At 65.1% G+C, this 15,207-nt stretch carries 10 protein-coding genes; 4 read left to right on the forward strand and 6 right to left on the reverse strand.

The genetic code is table 11. The features are described 5' to 3' along the window. The first annotated feature begins 32 nt into the window (after positions 1–32). Positions 33–632 carry a peroxiredoxin gene (locus tag F464_RS0115510; protein ID WP_018990755.1) on the forward strand — a complete coding sequence of 200 codons (600 nt, stop codon included), beginning with the start codon at positions 33–35 and terminating at the stop codon, positions 630–632. 66 nt (positions 633–698) lie between these two features. Here the strand turns inward: F464_RS0115510 and dnaE are convergent, their stop codons facing one another. From dnaE to F464_RS0115535, 5 genes are all read right to left on the reverse strand, one after another. Beyond that, a complete protein-coding gene (gene dnaE / locus F464_RS0115515) occupies positions 699–4,193 on the reverse strand; it encodes a DNA polymerase III subunit alpha (protein ID WP_018990756.1) in 3,495 nt (1,164 codons plus the stop codon). A gap of 84 nt (positions 4,194–4,277) precedes the next feature. Beyond that, positions 4,278–4,661: a hypothetical protein gene (locus F464_RS0115520; protein ID WP_051092307.1), complete on the reverse strand. Its 384-nt coding sequence runs from the start codon at positions 4,659–4,661 to the stop codon at positions 4,278–4,280. Positions 4,662–4,675: 14 nt separating this feature from the next. Then, the gene (locus tag F464_RS0115525; protein WP_018990758.1) at positions 4,676–5,650 is read right to left on the reverse strand and encodes a quinone oxidoreductase family protein; all 975 of its coding nucleotides are present in this window, start codon (positions 5,648–5,650) and stop codon (positions 4,676–4,678) included. Positions 5,651–5,695: 45 nt separating this feature from the next. Beyond that, positions 5,696–5,947 (reverse strand): DUF2905 domain-containing protein, encoded by a 252-nt coding sequence (locus F464_RS0115530; RefSeq protein ID WP_332309976.1) that lies wholly within the window; start codon positions 5,945–5,947, stop codon positions 5,696–5,698. Positions 5,948–5,964: 17 nt separating this feature from the next. Further along, entirely contained in the window at positions 5,965–8,268 is a 2,304-nt protein-coding gene (locus F464_RS0115535) for an NADP-dependent malic enzyme (RefSeq protein ID WP_018990760.1), read from the reverse strand. 385 nt (positions 8,269–8,653) lie between these two features. On the opposite strand from F464_RS0115535, the gene F464_RS0115540 reads away from it, so the two are divergent. After that, entirely contained in the window at positions 8,654–9,433 is a 780-nt protein-coding gene (locus F464_RS0115540; protein WP_018990761.1) for a ParA family protein, read from the forward strand. A 45-nt stretch (positions 9,434–9,478) separates the two neighbouring features. Here the strand turns inward: F464_RS0115540 and F464_RS0115545 are convergent, their stop codons facing one another. After that, complete coding sequence (locus tag F464_RS0115545; RefSeq protein WP_018990762.1) at positions 9,479–11,698, reverse strand: UvrD-helicase domain-containing protein; 2,220 nt, start codon at positions 11,696–11,698, stop codon at positions 9,479–9,481. A 348-nt stretch (positions 11,699–12,046) separates the two neighbouring features. On the opposite strand from F464_RS0115545, the gene F464_RS0115550 reads away from it, so the two are divergent. After that, a complete protein-coding gene (locus F464_RS0115550; RefSeq protein WP_026296042.1) occupies positions 12,047–12,373 on the forward strand; it encodes a hypothetical protein in 327 nt (108 codons plus the stop codon). A 200-nt stretch (positions 12,374–12,573) separates the two neighbouring features. Further along, on the forward strand, positions 12,574–15,195 hold the full coding sequence (gene leuS / locus F464_RS0115555; protein WP_018990764.1) for a leucine--tRNA ligase: 2,622 nt from the start codon (positions 12,574–12,576) through the stop codon (positions 15,193–15,195). Positions 15,196–15,207: the final 12 nt, after the last annotated feature.

Here is a 15,207-nt window from a genome sequence, read left to right on the forward strand (position 1 = left end):
CGGTCATTCAACCCACTCAGGAGACGACTAACATGGCAGTCCTCGTCGGCAAGAAGGCCCCGGATTTCACCGCCAGCGCGGTTCTCGGCAACAACGAAATCACGAATATCACGTTCTCGGAAGTCACGAAGGGCAAATATGCTGTCGTATTCTTCTACCCGCTGGACTTCACCTTCGTGTGCCCGTCGGAGCTGATCGCCTTCGATCACCGCCTCGACGAGTTCAAGAAGCGCGGCGTCGAAGTGCTGGGCGTGTCGATCGACAGCCAGTTCACCCACCTCGCGTGGAAGAACACCCCGGTCAACAACGGCGGTATCGGCCAAGTCCAGTACACGCTGGTCGCCGACGTGAAGCACGAGATCTGCCGCGCCTATGACGTGGAAGCCGAAGGTGGCGTTGCCTTCCGCGGCTCCTTCCTGATCGACAAGAACGGCGTCGTGCGCCACCAGGTCGTCAATGACCTGCCGCTGGGCCGCAACATCGACGAGATGATCCGCATGGTCGATGCGCTGCAGTTCACAGAAGAGCACGGCGAAGTCTGCCCGGCCGGCTGGAACAAGGGCAAGGCCGGCATGAAGGCCAGCACCTCGGGCGTCGCCGAATACCTGGCGGAGCACGCCAAGGAACTCTGATCGGCTCCTGCCGGATCAGCCGAAAGGCCGCGCCCTCACGGGCCGCGGCCTTTTTTTCATCTTGCGTCAGTTCGGATACAGGATCTCGACCGACTCGGACGGCAGCCACTCGCGCAGGCTGTCGAGCAGCGCGTCGTCGAGACGCACGCGCCAGGCCGCACCGAGCGGCAGCTCCGCCTCGGCCTGGTCGTTGCGATAGCGCAGCGAGACCGGGCAGACCCCGTCGCGGAATGGCGAGAGCAGCGTTTCGAGCTTGTCCGCCGCCGCAGCGGCTCCGCCCGCACTCTTCACTTCGCCATTCACGCATATCTGCAGCGCCCTGGCAAAGCGCGAACGGGCTTCGCCGAGCGACAGCAGTTTGTCGGCGACGATACGCAGCCCGCCCGTGAAGTCGTCGTTGCTGACCTTTCCTTCGACCACCAGCACTTCGTCGGTGACGATCTTGGTCCTGTTCGAGTCGAAGACCTCGGAGAAGACCGAGACCTCGCGCACCTGCGAGCCGTCGTCGAGCACGACAAAAGCCATCTTGCCGCGGTTGGTCATCTTCGTGCGCACGTCCATCACCACGCCCGCCAGCATCGCAAGGTCGCGCGACGGTTCGAGCTGCGACAGCGGGCGGCGGATGAAGCGCCGCACTTCCTCGCGGAAACTGTTGAACGGATGGCCCGAAAGGAAGAAGCCGATCGCGAGCTTCTCTTCCTTCAGGCGCTCGCGCTCGGTCCATGGGCGCACGTTCACGTATTGCGGGGCAGCACCGGCGGCCTCCGGCACGAGATCGAACAGGCCGCCCTGCATCGCGTTCGCGGCAGCCTGTTCGGCAGCCTCCATCGCGAGACTCACGGTCGCGAGCAAGCGGGCCCGGTCTGCGGTACCGCTGGGCTCGATGGTATCGAATGCGCCCGAACGGATCAGCGCCTCGATCACGCGGCGGTTAACCATGCGCCGATCGACGCGCCCACAGAAATCGAACAGATCCTTGAACGCTCCGCCGTTCTTACGCGCTTCGAGGATTGAACGCACGGCCGGTTCGCCGACGCCTTTCACTGCGCCGAGGCCATAACGGATCGTCTTGCGGTCGGTCGGAACGAAACGGAAATCCGACTGGTTCACGTCGGGCGGCAGGACCGTGATCCGGTTCGCGATCGTGTCCTCGAAGAAGATCTTGATCGTGTCGGTGTTGTCCAGGTCCGCGGACATCGTCGCGGCCATGAATGCCGCGCAGTGGTGCGCCTTGAGCCACGCCGTGTGGTAGGTGACGACGGCGTAGGCGGCGGTGTGCGACTTGTTGAAGCCGTACTCCGCGAACTTCGTCATCAGGTCGAAGAGCTGCTCGGCCAGCGCCGGATCGTAACCCTTCTGCTTCGCACCGGCGGCAATCGTCTCGCGGTGCTTGGCCATCTCCTCCGGCTTCTTCTTGCCCATCGCGCGGCGCAGCATGTCGGCGCCGCCCAGCGTGTAGCCGCCGATGATCTGCGAGATCTGCATCACCTGTTCCTGATACACGATCACGCCGTAGGTCGGCTCGAGACAAGGCTTGAGATCCGGATGGAAGTAGTCGATCTCCTGCTGGCCCTTCTTGCGCAGGATGAAGTCATCCACCATGCCCGAGCCGAGCGGGCCCGGGCGGTAGAGTGCCAGCACCGCGATGATGTCCTCGAAGCGGTCTGGCGCGAGCTTCTTGAGGAGCTTCTTCATCCCCTCCGATTCCACCTGGAAGATCGCGGTGGTGTTCGCATCCTTCAGGATCTGGTACGCGGCCGGGTCGGTGAAGGGCAGAGCGGCGAGGTTGGGCTTCTCGCCGGTGAGGCGCTCGACGTACTCGACGGCGAGCTCGATGATCGTGAGGTTGCGCAGGCCGAGGAAGTCGAACTTCACGAGGCCGACCGCCTCGACGTCATCCTTGTCGAACTGTGATACCGGCGTCGCGTCGTCGCCGTCGGCGATGTAGAGCGGGCAGAAGTCGGTGAGCTTGCCCGGCGCGATCAGCACGCCGCCCGCATGCATGCCGACATTGCGGGAGAGGCCCTCGAGCGGCTCGGCGAGGCTCCACAGCTCCTGCACCGACTCGCCGTCGTTGCCGTCCTTCATCATCTCGCCGACCTGCGGCTCCATCTCGTAGGCCTTCGCCAGCGAGACGGGCTTCGCGCCTTCGATCGGGATCAGCTTGGAGAGGCGGTCGCACAAGCCGTAGGGCAGGTCGAGCACGCGACCGACGTCGCGCACCACGGCCTTCGAGGCCATCGTGCCGAAGGTCACGATCTGGCTGACCGCGTCCTTGCCGTAGCGCTCGCGCACGTACTCGATGACGCGGTAGCGGTTGTCCTGGCAGAAGTCGATGTCGAAGTCGGGCATCGACACCCGCTCGGGGTTCAGGAAGCGCTCGAACAGCAGCGCGTAGGCGAGCGGATCGAGGTCGGTGATGCGCAGGGAATACGCGACCAGCGAGCCAGCGCCCGAGCCGCGGCCGGGGCCGACCGGCACGCCGTTCTGCTTGCCCCAGTTGATGAAATCCGCAACGATCAGGAAGTAGCCGGGGAAGCCCATCTGGACGATGGTGTCGGTCTCGAACTTGAGCCGCGCCTCGTAGGTCGGGCGCTGGCGCTCGCGCTCCGCGTCGTCCGGATACAGCTCCTTGAGGCGCACTTCGAGGCCGGCCTTCGCCTCGGCGACGAGGAAATCGTCGAGCGTCATGCCTTCGGGCGTCGGGAACTGCGGCAGGAAGTTCTTGCCCAGCTGCACGGTCATCGAGCAGCGGCGCGCGATCTCGACCGCATTCTCAAGCGCCTCCGGGATGTCGGCGAAGAGCTCGCACATCTCGTCCTGGCTCTTGAGGTACTGCTCCTCGGTGTAGTCGCGCGGGCGGCGCTTGTCGGCCAGCACATAGCCTTGCGCAATGCACACGCGCGCCTCGTGGGCCTTGAAGTCCTCGCGCTTGAGGAACTGCACGGGATGGGTCGCGACCACGGGCAACCCCAGCCGGCCGGCCAGCTGCACCGCCTGGCGCACGTAGCCTTCCGCTCCCGCATGGCCTGCGCGCTGCAGCTCGATGTAGTAGGCGTCGGGAAACAATGCGGCCCATTCGGCGGCCAGCCGATCGGCTTGTTCGACATTGCCGTTCGCCAGCGCCTGCCCCACTTCCCCCTCGCGCGCGCCGGACAGGCACAGCAGGTCGGACGCGGCGCCGTCGGCGAACCAGTCGCGGCGCATCTCGGCACGCCCGCGGTACTTGTTGTCGAGATAGGCGCGGGTGAGCAGCTCGCACATCTGCCCGTAGCCCTTGCGGTTCTTGCAGATCAGCAGCGCGCGGAAGGGCTTGTCGCGATCGACGTCGTTGGTGATCCAGGCGTCGACGCCGATGATGGGCTTCATGCCCGTCCCGCGTGCGCCCTTGTAGAACTTGACCATGCCGAACAGGTTGGCGAGGTCCGAAATCCCCAGCGCCGGCATGCCGTCGGCCGCCGCGCGGGCGATCGCCTGATCGATCTGGACGATACCGTCGGAGATCGAGTACTCGGAGTGCAGGCGAAGATGGATGAAGCGGGGTTCGTGAGAGGCAGTCATCGGCGAATTTTACCCGATCACCCACCTCCCCCGAGCCCCTATTCGGCCGCGACCGCCTTCGGTCCGACAGGCGGCCACAACGAGTCAGCGCCCGCCTGCCGCCTCGCGCGCCTTCATCAGCGAGAGCTTGCGCGACTGGTCCGCTTCGAGGATTTCGGCCCGCTGCTCGGGCGTGAGCGGCGCGCCCAGGTCAAGCTCCAGCGCCGAGATCAGGCGCGATGCAGACGACGTGATGCGCCGCTCGTCGGGCATCGCCCGGCGCACGCGGGCCGGCGTCGTACCGGTGATGCGTGCGACCTCGGCAACGAAGTGATCCTCGATGCGGCGAGTTGCCGCCGACAGCGATGCCGTGCGCGCAGGGTCCATCGCCGAGGACGGCCCCGGCGGCTGCGCCGCAACCGAGGGCGCCAGCGGCAGCGCCAGCAGGATCGCCATCGCGACACATGCCCAATCGGATTTCCGCGTCATGTCGCGCCCACCCCTCAGGGCAACAGGATCGTGGAACCGGTGGTGCGGCGCGCCTCGAGGTCGCGGTGCGCCTGCGCGGCATCCATCAGGGCGTAACGTTGATTGATCTCGATCCTCACCTTGCCCGATTCGACCACTTCGAAGAGCTCGTTCGCCATCGTCACGAGATCCTCGCGCTTTGCGGTATAGGCAACGATGCCGGGACGCGTGAGGTAAAGCGACCCCATCGTGTTCAGCAGGTTGATATCGAAGGGCGGAACCGGCCCGGACGCTGCGCCGAACAGCACCATCATGCCGAGCGGACGCAGGCAGCGCAGCGAATCCATGAAGGTGTCCTTGCCGATCGAGTCATAGACGACAGGCACGCCTGCACCGCCGGTGATCTCGCGGACCCGCTCGGTGAAATTCTCGCGTGTATATACGATCGGATGATCGCAGCCGTGGGCGCGGGCCAGCTCGGCCTTGGCGTCGGATCCGACCGTGCCGATCACGGTCGCACCGAGCGCCTTCGCCCACTGGCACGCGATCAGGCCTACGCCGCCCGCCGCGGCGTGGATCAGGACCGTATCGCCCGGCTGGACGCGATAGGTGCGACGCAGCAGGTATTGCGCCGTGAGCCCCTGCAGCATCACCGCCGCGCCTTGCTCGAAGGAAAGCGTTGCCGGCAACTTCACCATGCGGTGCGCGGGCAGGTTGCGCACCTCGGCATAGGCTCCAAGCGGGCCGCCCGCGTAGGCCACCCGATCCCCCGGCACGAAGTCGGTGACGCCTTCGCCCACCGCCTCGACCACGCCCGCGCCTTCCAGGCCCAGGCCGGACGGCAGGGGCACCGGATACAGGCCGCTACGATGATAGGTGTCGATATAGTTCAGGCCGACGGCGTGATGACGGACGCTCACCTCGCCTGCGGCAGGCGCGCCGACATCGACAGTTTCCCACCGGAGCACTTCGGGACCACCCGTCTGATGAAAGCGAATCGCGTGAGCCATGTCAAAGTCCTTTTTCCGGAAATGTTGCAGGGATTGTAAACCCTGTTAACGGCGGAACAGCCAGATAAGCAGACACGGAACAAGCACGATGAGCAGCCCCGTCGTGATCGGGAAGAAATCGAAACCGGCACGATGGGTATGGATGTCGCCCGGCAGACGGCCGGACGGAGTCCCGGCGAACCAGGGCCGGAACTGCCCGGCGGCGAAAACGGGAAGGCCGGGGATGATCAGCAGTCCTTGCCTGATCGATCCCCGGCCTCCCAGGCAAGCAGGCACAGTGGGGATCCGGATCCCCACTGTGCCGTCCCGTGCGCTTACACCGCAGCGCCCGACTGCATGCGCTGCTCGTAGGCGTCGACCACCGACACGGCGGTGATGTTCACCAGGCGACGCACCGTCGCCGACGGCGTCAGGATGTGCACCGGCAGGCGCGCGCCCAGCAGCATCGGTCCGATCGAAACACCGTCGCTGTTGGCCATCTTCATCATGTTGAAGGAGATGTTCGCAGCGTCGATGTTCGGCATCACAACCAGGTTGGCCTCGCCGACCAGCGTCGACTCCGGATTCACGCGACCGCGGATCTCGGGCGACAGTGCCGAATCGCCGTGCATTTCGCCGTCACATTCCAGCCCCGGGGCGATCTGGCGCAGGATCCCGGCCGCCTCGCGCATCTTGCGCGCGGACGCCGAGTTTGAGCTGCCGAAGTTGGAATGCGATACCAGCGCGACACGCGGCTCGATGCCGAAGCGGCGCAGCTCCTCGGCAGCCATGCGCGCGATCTCGGCAACCTCTTCGGCGTTCGGATTCTCGTTCACGTACGGGTCGGTGATCGCGATCGTGCGCTTGGGCAGCAGCAGCAGGCTCATCGACGCGAAGAGCTTCGCACCCGGCTTCAGCCCGATCACGTCCTCGACCTGCTTGAAGTGGTAATCATAGGTGCCGAAGGTGCCGCACACGAGCGCATCCGCATCGCCACGACGCAGGACCATGCAGCCGATGAGGGTCGTGTCGCGGCGCATCTTGGCCTTCGCCAGCTCCGGCGTCACGCCGTCGCGGCACAGCATGCGGTGGTACTCCTGCCACAGCTCCTTGTAGCGCGGATCCGATTCCGGATTGATGATGTCGAAGTCGCGGCCCGGAACGAGGTTCAGGCCGATCTTCTGGATGCGCATCTCGATGACGCTCGGGCGGCCGATGAGGATCGGACGGGCGATGTTCTCCTCGATGACGACGCGGGCAGCGTGCAGGACGCGCTCGTCCTCGCCCTCAGCGTACAGCACGCGCTTGAATTCTGCCGGCACGCGCTTCGCAGCGCCGAACACCGGCTTCATGACGATACCGGACTGGTACACGAAGTCCGACAGGCTCGCCGCATAGGCGCTCAGGTCGTCCATCGGCTTTGTCGCGACACCCGAGTCCATCGCGGCTTTCGCGACGGCCGGCGCGATCTTGACGATCAGGCGCGGATCGAACGGCTTCGGAATGATGTACTCGGGGCCGAAGCGCAAGTCGGCACCGCCGTAGGCGGATGCCACGATATCGCTCTGCTCCGCCTGGGCGAGTTCGGCGATCGCGCGCACGCAGGCGAGCTTCATTTCCTCGTTGATCGTCGTCGCGCCGACGTCGAGTGCGCCGCGGAAGATGAACGGGAAGCACAGGACGTTGTTGACCTGGTTCGGGTAATCCGAGCGGCCCGTCGCGATGATGCAGTCGGGGCGCGCCTTCTTCGCATCTTCGGGCAGGATCTCCGGGTTCGGGTTGGCGAGCGCGAAGATCAGCGGCTGGGCGGCCATCGAAGCGACCATTTCGGGCTTCAGCACACCCGCCGTAGACAGCCCCAGGAACACGTCGGCACCCACCATCACGTCGGCCAGCGTGCGCGAATCGGTCGTTTGTGCGTAACGGGCCTTGTTGGCCTCCATGTTCTCTTCACGACCGACGTAGATCACGCCCTTGGAGTCGCAGACGTATACGTTTTCGCGCTTGAGACCGAGCGCGACCATCAGGTCCAGGCACGCGATCGCCGCGGCACCGGCGCCGGAACACACCAGCTTGACCTTCGCGATGTCCTTGCCGATGACCTTCAGGCCGTTGATGAGGCCGGCCGTGGAAATGATCGCCGTACCGTGCTGGTCGTCGTGGAAGACCGGGATCTTCATGCGCTCGCGCAGCTTCTTCTCGATGTAGAAGCATTCGGGCGCCTTGATGTCCTCGAGGTTGATGCCGCCCAGGGTGGGCTCGAGCGACGCGATGATGTCGATCAGCTTGTCGGGGTCATTCTCGGCGAGCTCGATGTCGAACACGTCGATGCCGGCAAACTTCTTGAACAGGCAACCTTTGCCTTCCATGACCGGCTTGGACGCCAGCGGGCCGATGTTGCCCAGGCCCAGCACCGCGGTGCCGTTGGTGACGACCGCCACGAGGTTGCCGCGCGAGGTGTATTCGCGCGCGTTCGCCGGGTCCTCGACGATCGCGTCGCACGCCGCGGCGACGCCGGGCGAGTAGGCCAGCGCCAGATCGCGCTGGTTCGTGAGGCTCTTGGTCGGGACGACCGAAATCTTGCCGCGCGTCGGCGCACGATGATATTCGAGTGCCGCTGCGATGAAATCCTGATCCATTGTTCTCCCTCTCCGGGTCGGTGAGATGTGCTGTTCCTGTGGTGTTATTCCCAGCGCGGCGATAAACCGACACCCGTTCGGGCGTCTCGCCAATTGCGATCATCCGCAGCTGTCCGGCATATTCCGTTCGCAGCTCCCGGAGCCGGGAACAAGCGCACGGATCGGACAGCGGAGCTCTCGCGCGGGTGCGGCATCAACGCCGCACCGGCACCACGCTCGGCGAGGTGCAAGTGTAGCGCAGGTCCATGACCTTGGGCAGTAGCCCAGTACGGGTAAACCCGATGAGTAACGAAACGCCAACAAACATCCTGGCATGTCCCCGGAAACCGTATCCCGACCGACATTTTTTGGCACAATCTCACCCGACTCGATAAGGGAATCCAAGATGCGACGCGTGGTGTTCAATCAGAAGGGCGGTGTCGGCAAATCGACGATTACGTGCAACCTCGCGGCGATCAGCGCCCACCAGGGCAAGCGCACGCTGGTCGTGGACCTCGACCCGCAGGGCAACTCGACCCAGTACCTGCTGGGCATTTCGGGAGAAAACCTCGAGACCACGCTCGCGGACTTCTTCGACCAGACGCTCAACTTCAAGCTCAACCCGAAGAAGATCGAGGAATTCATCGTCGCGAGCCCCTTCCCCAACCTCGACGTGATGCCGTCGCATCCGGGCCTCGAAGACCTCCAGGGCAAGCTCGAATCGCGCTACAAGATCTACAAGCTGCGCGATGCGCTCACCGAACTCGCCGATGACTACGACGTCATCTACATCGACACTCCGCCCGCGCTGAATTTTTACACCCGCTCCGCACTGATTGCGGCAGACAGCTGCCTGATACCCTTCGACTGCGACGAATTCTCGCGGCGCGCGCTCTATTCCCTGATGGAGAACGTGCAGGAGATCCAGGCCGACCACAACCGCGACCTGTCGATCGAAGGCATCGTCGTGAACCAGTTCCAGGCCCGCGCCGGCCTGCCGCAGAAGGTCGTGCAGGAGCTCATCGACGAAGGGCTGCCCGTGCTAGCCCCCTACCTCTCGGCGTCGGTGAAGATCAAGGAGTCGCACGAACAGTCGCGCCCGATGATCCATCTCGATCCGAAGCACAAGCTCGCGCAGGAATACGTCGCGCTGCACGACCGACTCGCACGCACCTACGGCGCCTGACCGCCGCGCGATCCGGTACCCCGCGTCAGCGCGGGGCGCCGCACGTCAAGCGGGGCTGAGCTTCGCCACCGCCAGCATCAGCCACTTGATCCCGGCCGAGCCGAAGTTGATCTGCACGCGCGCGTCCGCGCCGCTTCCCTCGGCCGCGACGATCACGCCCTGGCCGAACTTCGCGTGGCTCACGAGCTGGCCGACCCGCAGGCCGCCCAGATCCTGGTTTCGCGCCGCGGCCTGCAGGGGTCGGGACGCGGATCCCGAGCGCGCCGGCTCGACGCGCATGCCAACACCGCTGCGGGCGCCCATGCTGCGCGGACTGGGCGGCGACAGCCACTTCACCAGCCCTTCCGGAATTTCCTCGAGGAAACGCGAGCGCAGGTTGTAGCGCGTCTGGCCGTGCAGCATGCGGCTCTGCGCAAAGCTTATATACAGCCGCTCGCGCGCCCGCGTCACGGCGACATACATCAGGCGCCGCTCCTCCTCCAGGCCCTCGTTCTCGAGCGCACTGTTCTCGTGCGGGAACAGGCCTTCCTCGAGCCCGGAGAGGAACACCACGTCGAACTCCAGCCCCTTCGACGAATGCACGGTCATCAACTGCACGGCATCGCTGCCGGCGTCGGCCTGATGTTCGCCCGCCTCCAGCGAGGCGTGAGCGAGGAAATCGGCGAGCAGCGCATGCGGCTGCGCAAGCGCCTCGGCCTCCGCGCCCGATTCGCCGAGGAAGTTAGCCGCTGCATTGATGAGTTCGTCGAGGTTCTCGAGCCGCTCCTGCCCTTCCTTTTCGCTGCGGTAGAAATCACGCAGGCCGCTCGCGTCCAGCACGTGGTCCACGAGTTCGGGAAGCGGCAGGCGGGCCGTGTCGCGGCGCAGGTCCTCGACGAGGCGCACGAACTGCGCCAGCACCGTTCCCGGCTTGCCCGAAAGGTGCGGCACCGTCGAATACAGGCTCGCGTTCCAGGTTCGCGCGGCGTCCTGCAGCGCCTCAATCGAGCGCGCACCGATGCCTCGCGTCGGAAAATTCACGACACGACTGAATGCCGTGTCGTCGTCCGGATTGGCGATCAGGCGCAGATAGGCCAGCGCATGCTTGATCTCCTGACGCTCGAAGAAGCGCAGACCGCCATACACGCGATAGGCGATGCCGGCCGAAAACAACTGATGTTCGAGCACGCGCGATTGCGCATTCGAACGATAGAGCAGCGCGATGTCCGACCGGCTCATGCCGTCGCGCACCAGCGACTGGATTTCCTCGACGATCCAGCGCGCCTCGTCCATGTCCGCATAGGCCTCGAACACACGGATCGGTTCGCCGGCACCGCGTTCGGTCCACAGGTTCTTGCCCAGCCGCGCGGTGTTGTGGCGGATGATCGCGTTCGCCGCGTCGAGGATGTTGCCGTGCGAACGGTAGTTCTGTTCCAGCCGGATCACGTTGGCGACATGGAACTCGCGCTCGAAGTCGCGCATGTTGCCGACCTCCGCGCCGCGAAAGCGGTAGATCGACTGGTCGTCGTCGCCCACGCAGAACAGGCTGGCCCCGCCTTCGCGCCCGTCGTCGGCGAGCAGCTTCAACCAGCGGTACTGCAGGCGGTTCGTGTCCTGGAACTCATCGACCAGGATGTGGTGGAAACGACGCTGGTAGTGACGGCGGATCGGCTCGTTGCGCTCGAGCAACTCGTACGTGCGCAGCAGCAACTCCGCAAAATCCACAACAGACTCGCGCTGGCACTGCGCCTCATACTCCGCGAAAAGCTCGACCCTGCGTCGGGTGTAATCGTCCCAAGCCTCGACGGCATGCGGACGCAGACCGGCTTCCTTCTGGGCATTGATGAAATGTTGCAGTTCGCGCGGCGGAAACTTCTCGTCATCGACGTTGAGCGCCTTCAGCAGACGCTTGATCGCGGCGAGCTGGTCGCCGGAGTCGAGGATCTGGAACAGCTGCGGCAAACCGGCGTCGCGGTGGTGTGCCCGCAGCAGGCGGTTGCACAGCCCGTGAAAGGTCCCGATCCACATTCCGCGTGCGGAATGGCCGAAGGACAGCGGCAGCATCCCCGACAGGCGCGCCAGCAGCTCCTTCGCCGCCTTGTTGGTGAAGGTCACCGCAAGGACGCCCTGCGGGTCGACCTGGCCGGTCTGCACCAGCCACGCGATGCGCGTCGTGAGGACGCGGGTCTTGCCCGAGCCGGCGCCGGCGAGAATCAGCGCGTGCTGCGGCGGAAGGGTAACGGCCTGGAGTTGTTCGGGATTGAGATTGGCAAGCAGATCGGACATGCGGGCTTCCTGGTCAGGCCGCGATTCTAACCGGGAGCGGCACCTTGTTTCTTCCCGGATCGTCGCTCCCCCGGGGATCAGGATGGAACCAAACCTCGTTTCGTTGAACAATGAAACCGTTGCGGCAATGCAACATGCAGTTGAAAACGTATAACGATCGGCGTACTTTTGAATTGTGCAGAGCAGCAATTCGTTGAGAAAAATCAAGGAATCGCGCCGCCGAAACGAAGAAAATTGCAACCAATTTTAATGCTGCATCGCATTAACCGCGCCCTACACGGCCGGCTCAAGAGGCCGATCCGCGCGACGCAAGAACCGGCCGACGATGGCCACGAGGAGAACCCGACCATGAAAACCCCGAAACTACTGCCCTGGTATGCCCGCAAGGCCGGCGTAACCATCGAGCGGGCCACGGTGCTCTGGCACCAGGCCGTGCGCGAGGCGACGGCGGCAACGGGGTGGGTGGGCAATTCGGAGTACTGGGGCGAAGCGATGAGCGCCTTCCAGCGCCTGCTCGAAAGCGAGCGCGCCACCTTCTGCGCCCCGCGCGTGACGCCTATCGTGCGCAGCCAGAACCGCATCTGGCGTCTGCCGCTGACGGCGATGGAAGACATGGTCTCCGTCTTCTCCGCCAACTGGCAGCGTCAGGCGGGCGCCCCACGCAAGGCCGCCTGACCGCCCGATCCGCCGCGGCCCGCGCCGCGACACCGTCTTCCTCCCTCTCCTTCAAAGGAGATTAAGCATCCGGCTCCCTCCGGATGCTTTTTTTTGTCCGCGCGCAGCCCGCCCGGACGTGGCAAGCAGAGACGCCGCACGAGGCTCAACGGCTTCGCGATATACTCGCGTGTTTTCCACGTCTCCACTGCCGCCCGCACATGCAGGACAAATACACCCCCGCTACGGTTGAATCCGCCGCCCAGCAGCACTGGGAATCCGCCCAGGCCTTCCGCGTCACCGAAGACGCGGGCAAGCCCAAGTACTACTGCCTGAGCATGTTCCCCTACCCGTCGGGCAAGCTGCACATGGGCCACGTGCGCAACTACACGATCGGCGACGTGCTCGCGCGCTACCACCGTATGCGCGGCTACAACGTCCTGCAGCCGATGGGCTGGGACGCCTTCGGCATGCCGGCCGAGAACGCCGCGATCCAGAACAACGTGCCGCCGGCGAAGTGGACCTACGCGAACATCGACTACATGAAGACGCAGTTGAAGCGCCTCGGTTTCGCGATCGACTGGTCGCGCGAGCTCGCCACCTGCAAGCCGGACTACTACCGCTGGGAACAGTGGCTGTTCACCCGCCTGTACCAGAAAGGCCTGATCTACAAGAAGCTCGGCACGGTGAACTGGGATCCGGTTGACGAGACCGTGCTCGCCAACGAGCAGGTCATCGACGGCAAGGGCTGGCGCAGCGGCGCGGTGGTCGAGAAGCGCGAAATCCCCATGTACTACATGAAGATCACCGCCTACGCGGACGAGCTTCTCGACGCGCTCGACGCCCTGCCGGGCTGGCCCGAGCAGGTCAAGCTGATGCAGAAGAACTGGATCGGCCGCTCCGAAGGCGTCGAAGTGCACTTCCCCTACGACCTGTCGACGATCGGCAAGTCCGGCGTGCTGAAGGTGTTCACGACCCGCGCCGACACGCTGATGGGCGCAACCTACGTCGCCGTCGCGGCCGAGCACCCGCTCGCCCTGCAGGCTGCGGCGAACAACCCGGAACTCGCCGCATTCATCGACGAGTGCCGCCACGGCGGCGTCGCCGAGGCCGACCTCGCGACGATGGAAAAGAAGGGCATGCCGACCGGCCTGCGCGTCGTCCATCCGATCTCGGGCGAGTTCATGGACGTGTGGGTCGCGAACTACGTCCTGATGGGCTACGGCGAAGGCGCGGTGATGGCCGTCCCGGCGCACGACGAGCGCGACTTCGCGTTCGCGACGAAGTACCACCTGCCTATCCGGATGGTCGTGAGCTCCACGCGCGACGCATACGACAACACCGCGGCACCGTGGCAGGACGCCTACAGCGAGCAGGGCCGGCTGGTCAATTCCGGCAAGTACGACGGCCTGCACTTCCAGGATGCCGTCGATGCGATCTCCGCCGACCTTGCGGAAAAGGGACTGGGTGCCAAGCGCACGCAGTACCGCCTGCGCGACTGGGGCATCTCGCGCCAGCGCTACTGGGGCTGCCCGATCCCGATGATCCACTGCGACGACTGCGGCGACGTGCCCGTACCGGACGAGCAATTGCCCGTGGTCCTGCCGGAGAACGTCGAGATCACCGGGCGCGGCTCGCCGCTCGCGAAGATGCCCGGGTTCTACCAGTGCAGCTGCCCGAAATGCGGCAAGCAGGCCCGTCGCGAGACCGACACGATGGACACCTTCGTCGAGTCCTCATGGTACTTCCTGCGCTATGCCTCTTCCGACAACGACAAGGCGATGGTCGATGGCCGCGTGAACTACTGGGCGCCGGTCGACCAGTACATCGGCGGCATCGAGCATGCGATCCTGCACCTGCTCTATTCGCGCTTCTTCACCCGCGCGATGCGCGACGAAGGCCTCGTCAATGTCTCCGAACCCTTCACCAACCTGCTGACGCAGGGCATGGTCGTCGCCGAGACCTACTATCGCGAGGCCGAGGGCGGCAAGAAGCAGTGGATCAACCCTGCCGACGTCGAGATCGAGCGTGACGACAAGGGTCGCATCACCGCGGCGAAGCTCGTCGCCGACGGCCAGCCGGTCGTCATCGGCGGCACCGAGAAGATGTCGAAGTCGAAGAACAACGGCGTCGATCCGCAAGCGCTGGTCGATCAGTACGGTGCCGACACCGCGCGCCTGTTCATCATCTTCGCCGCACCGCCGGATCAGCAGCTCGAATGGTCCGATTCGGGCGTCGAAGGCGCCTATCGCTTCCTGCGCCGCGTGTGGGCCTTCGGCCACGGCTTCGCCAACGAAATCCGCCCCCAGCTCCCGGCGACACGCACGCTCGCGAACGCCCAACTGCCCGAGGCACTGGGCGCGGTGCGCCGCGAGATCCATACCTGCCTGAAGCAGGCGAACTACGACTTCGGCAAGCATCAGTTCAACACCGTGGTGTCGGCTGCGATGAAGACGCTCAACGCGCTGGAGAAGGCGCCACGCGACAATGCGGCGGCCCATGCCGAGGTCGCCGAGGAAGGCCTCACCATCCTGCTGCGTCTGCTCGCCCCGATCACGCCGCACGTCGCCCACGCACTGTGGCGGGACTGCGGCTTCGCCGGCGACATCCTCGACGCGAACTGGCCGACGCCGTCGGACGCCGCGCTCAAGCAGGACGAGCTCGACCTCGTGCTGCAGGTCAACGGCAAGCTGCGCGGCAACATCAAGGTCGCAGCGGGTGCCAGCTCGTCGCAGATCGAAGCGATCGCCCTGGCTTCCGAGGCGGCGCAGAAATTCATGGAAGGCAAGCCGCCGCGCAAGGTCGTGGTCGTGCCGGGCCGTCTCGTCAACATCGTGGTCTGAGGACTCCAGCGG

Origin of the sequence: Aromatoleum toluclasticum ATCC 700605, from assembly GCF_000378245.1 — a bacterium.
GTDB lineage: Bacteria > Pseudomonadota > Gammaproteobacteria > Burkholderiales > Rhodocyclaceae > Aromatoleum > Aromatoleum toluclasticum.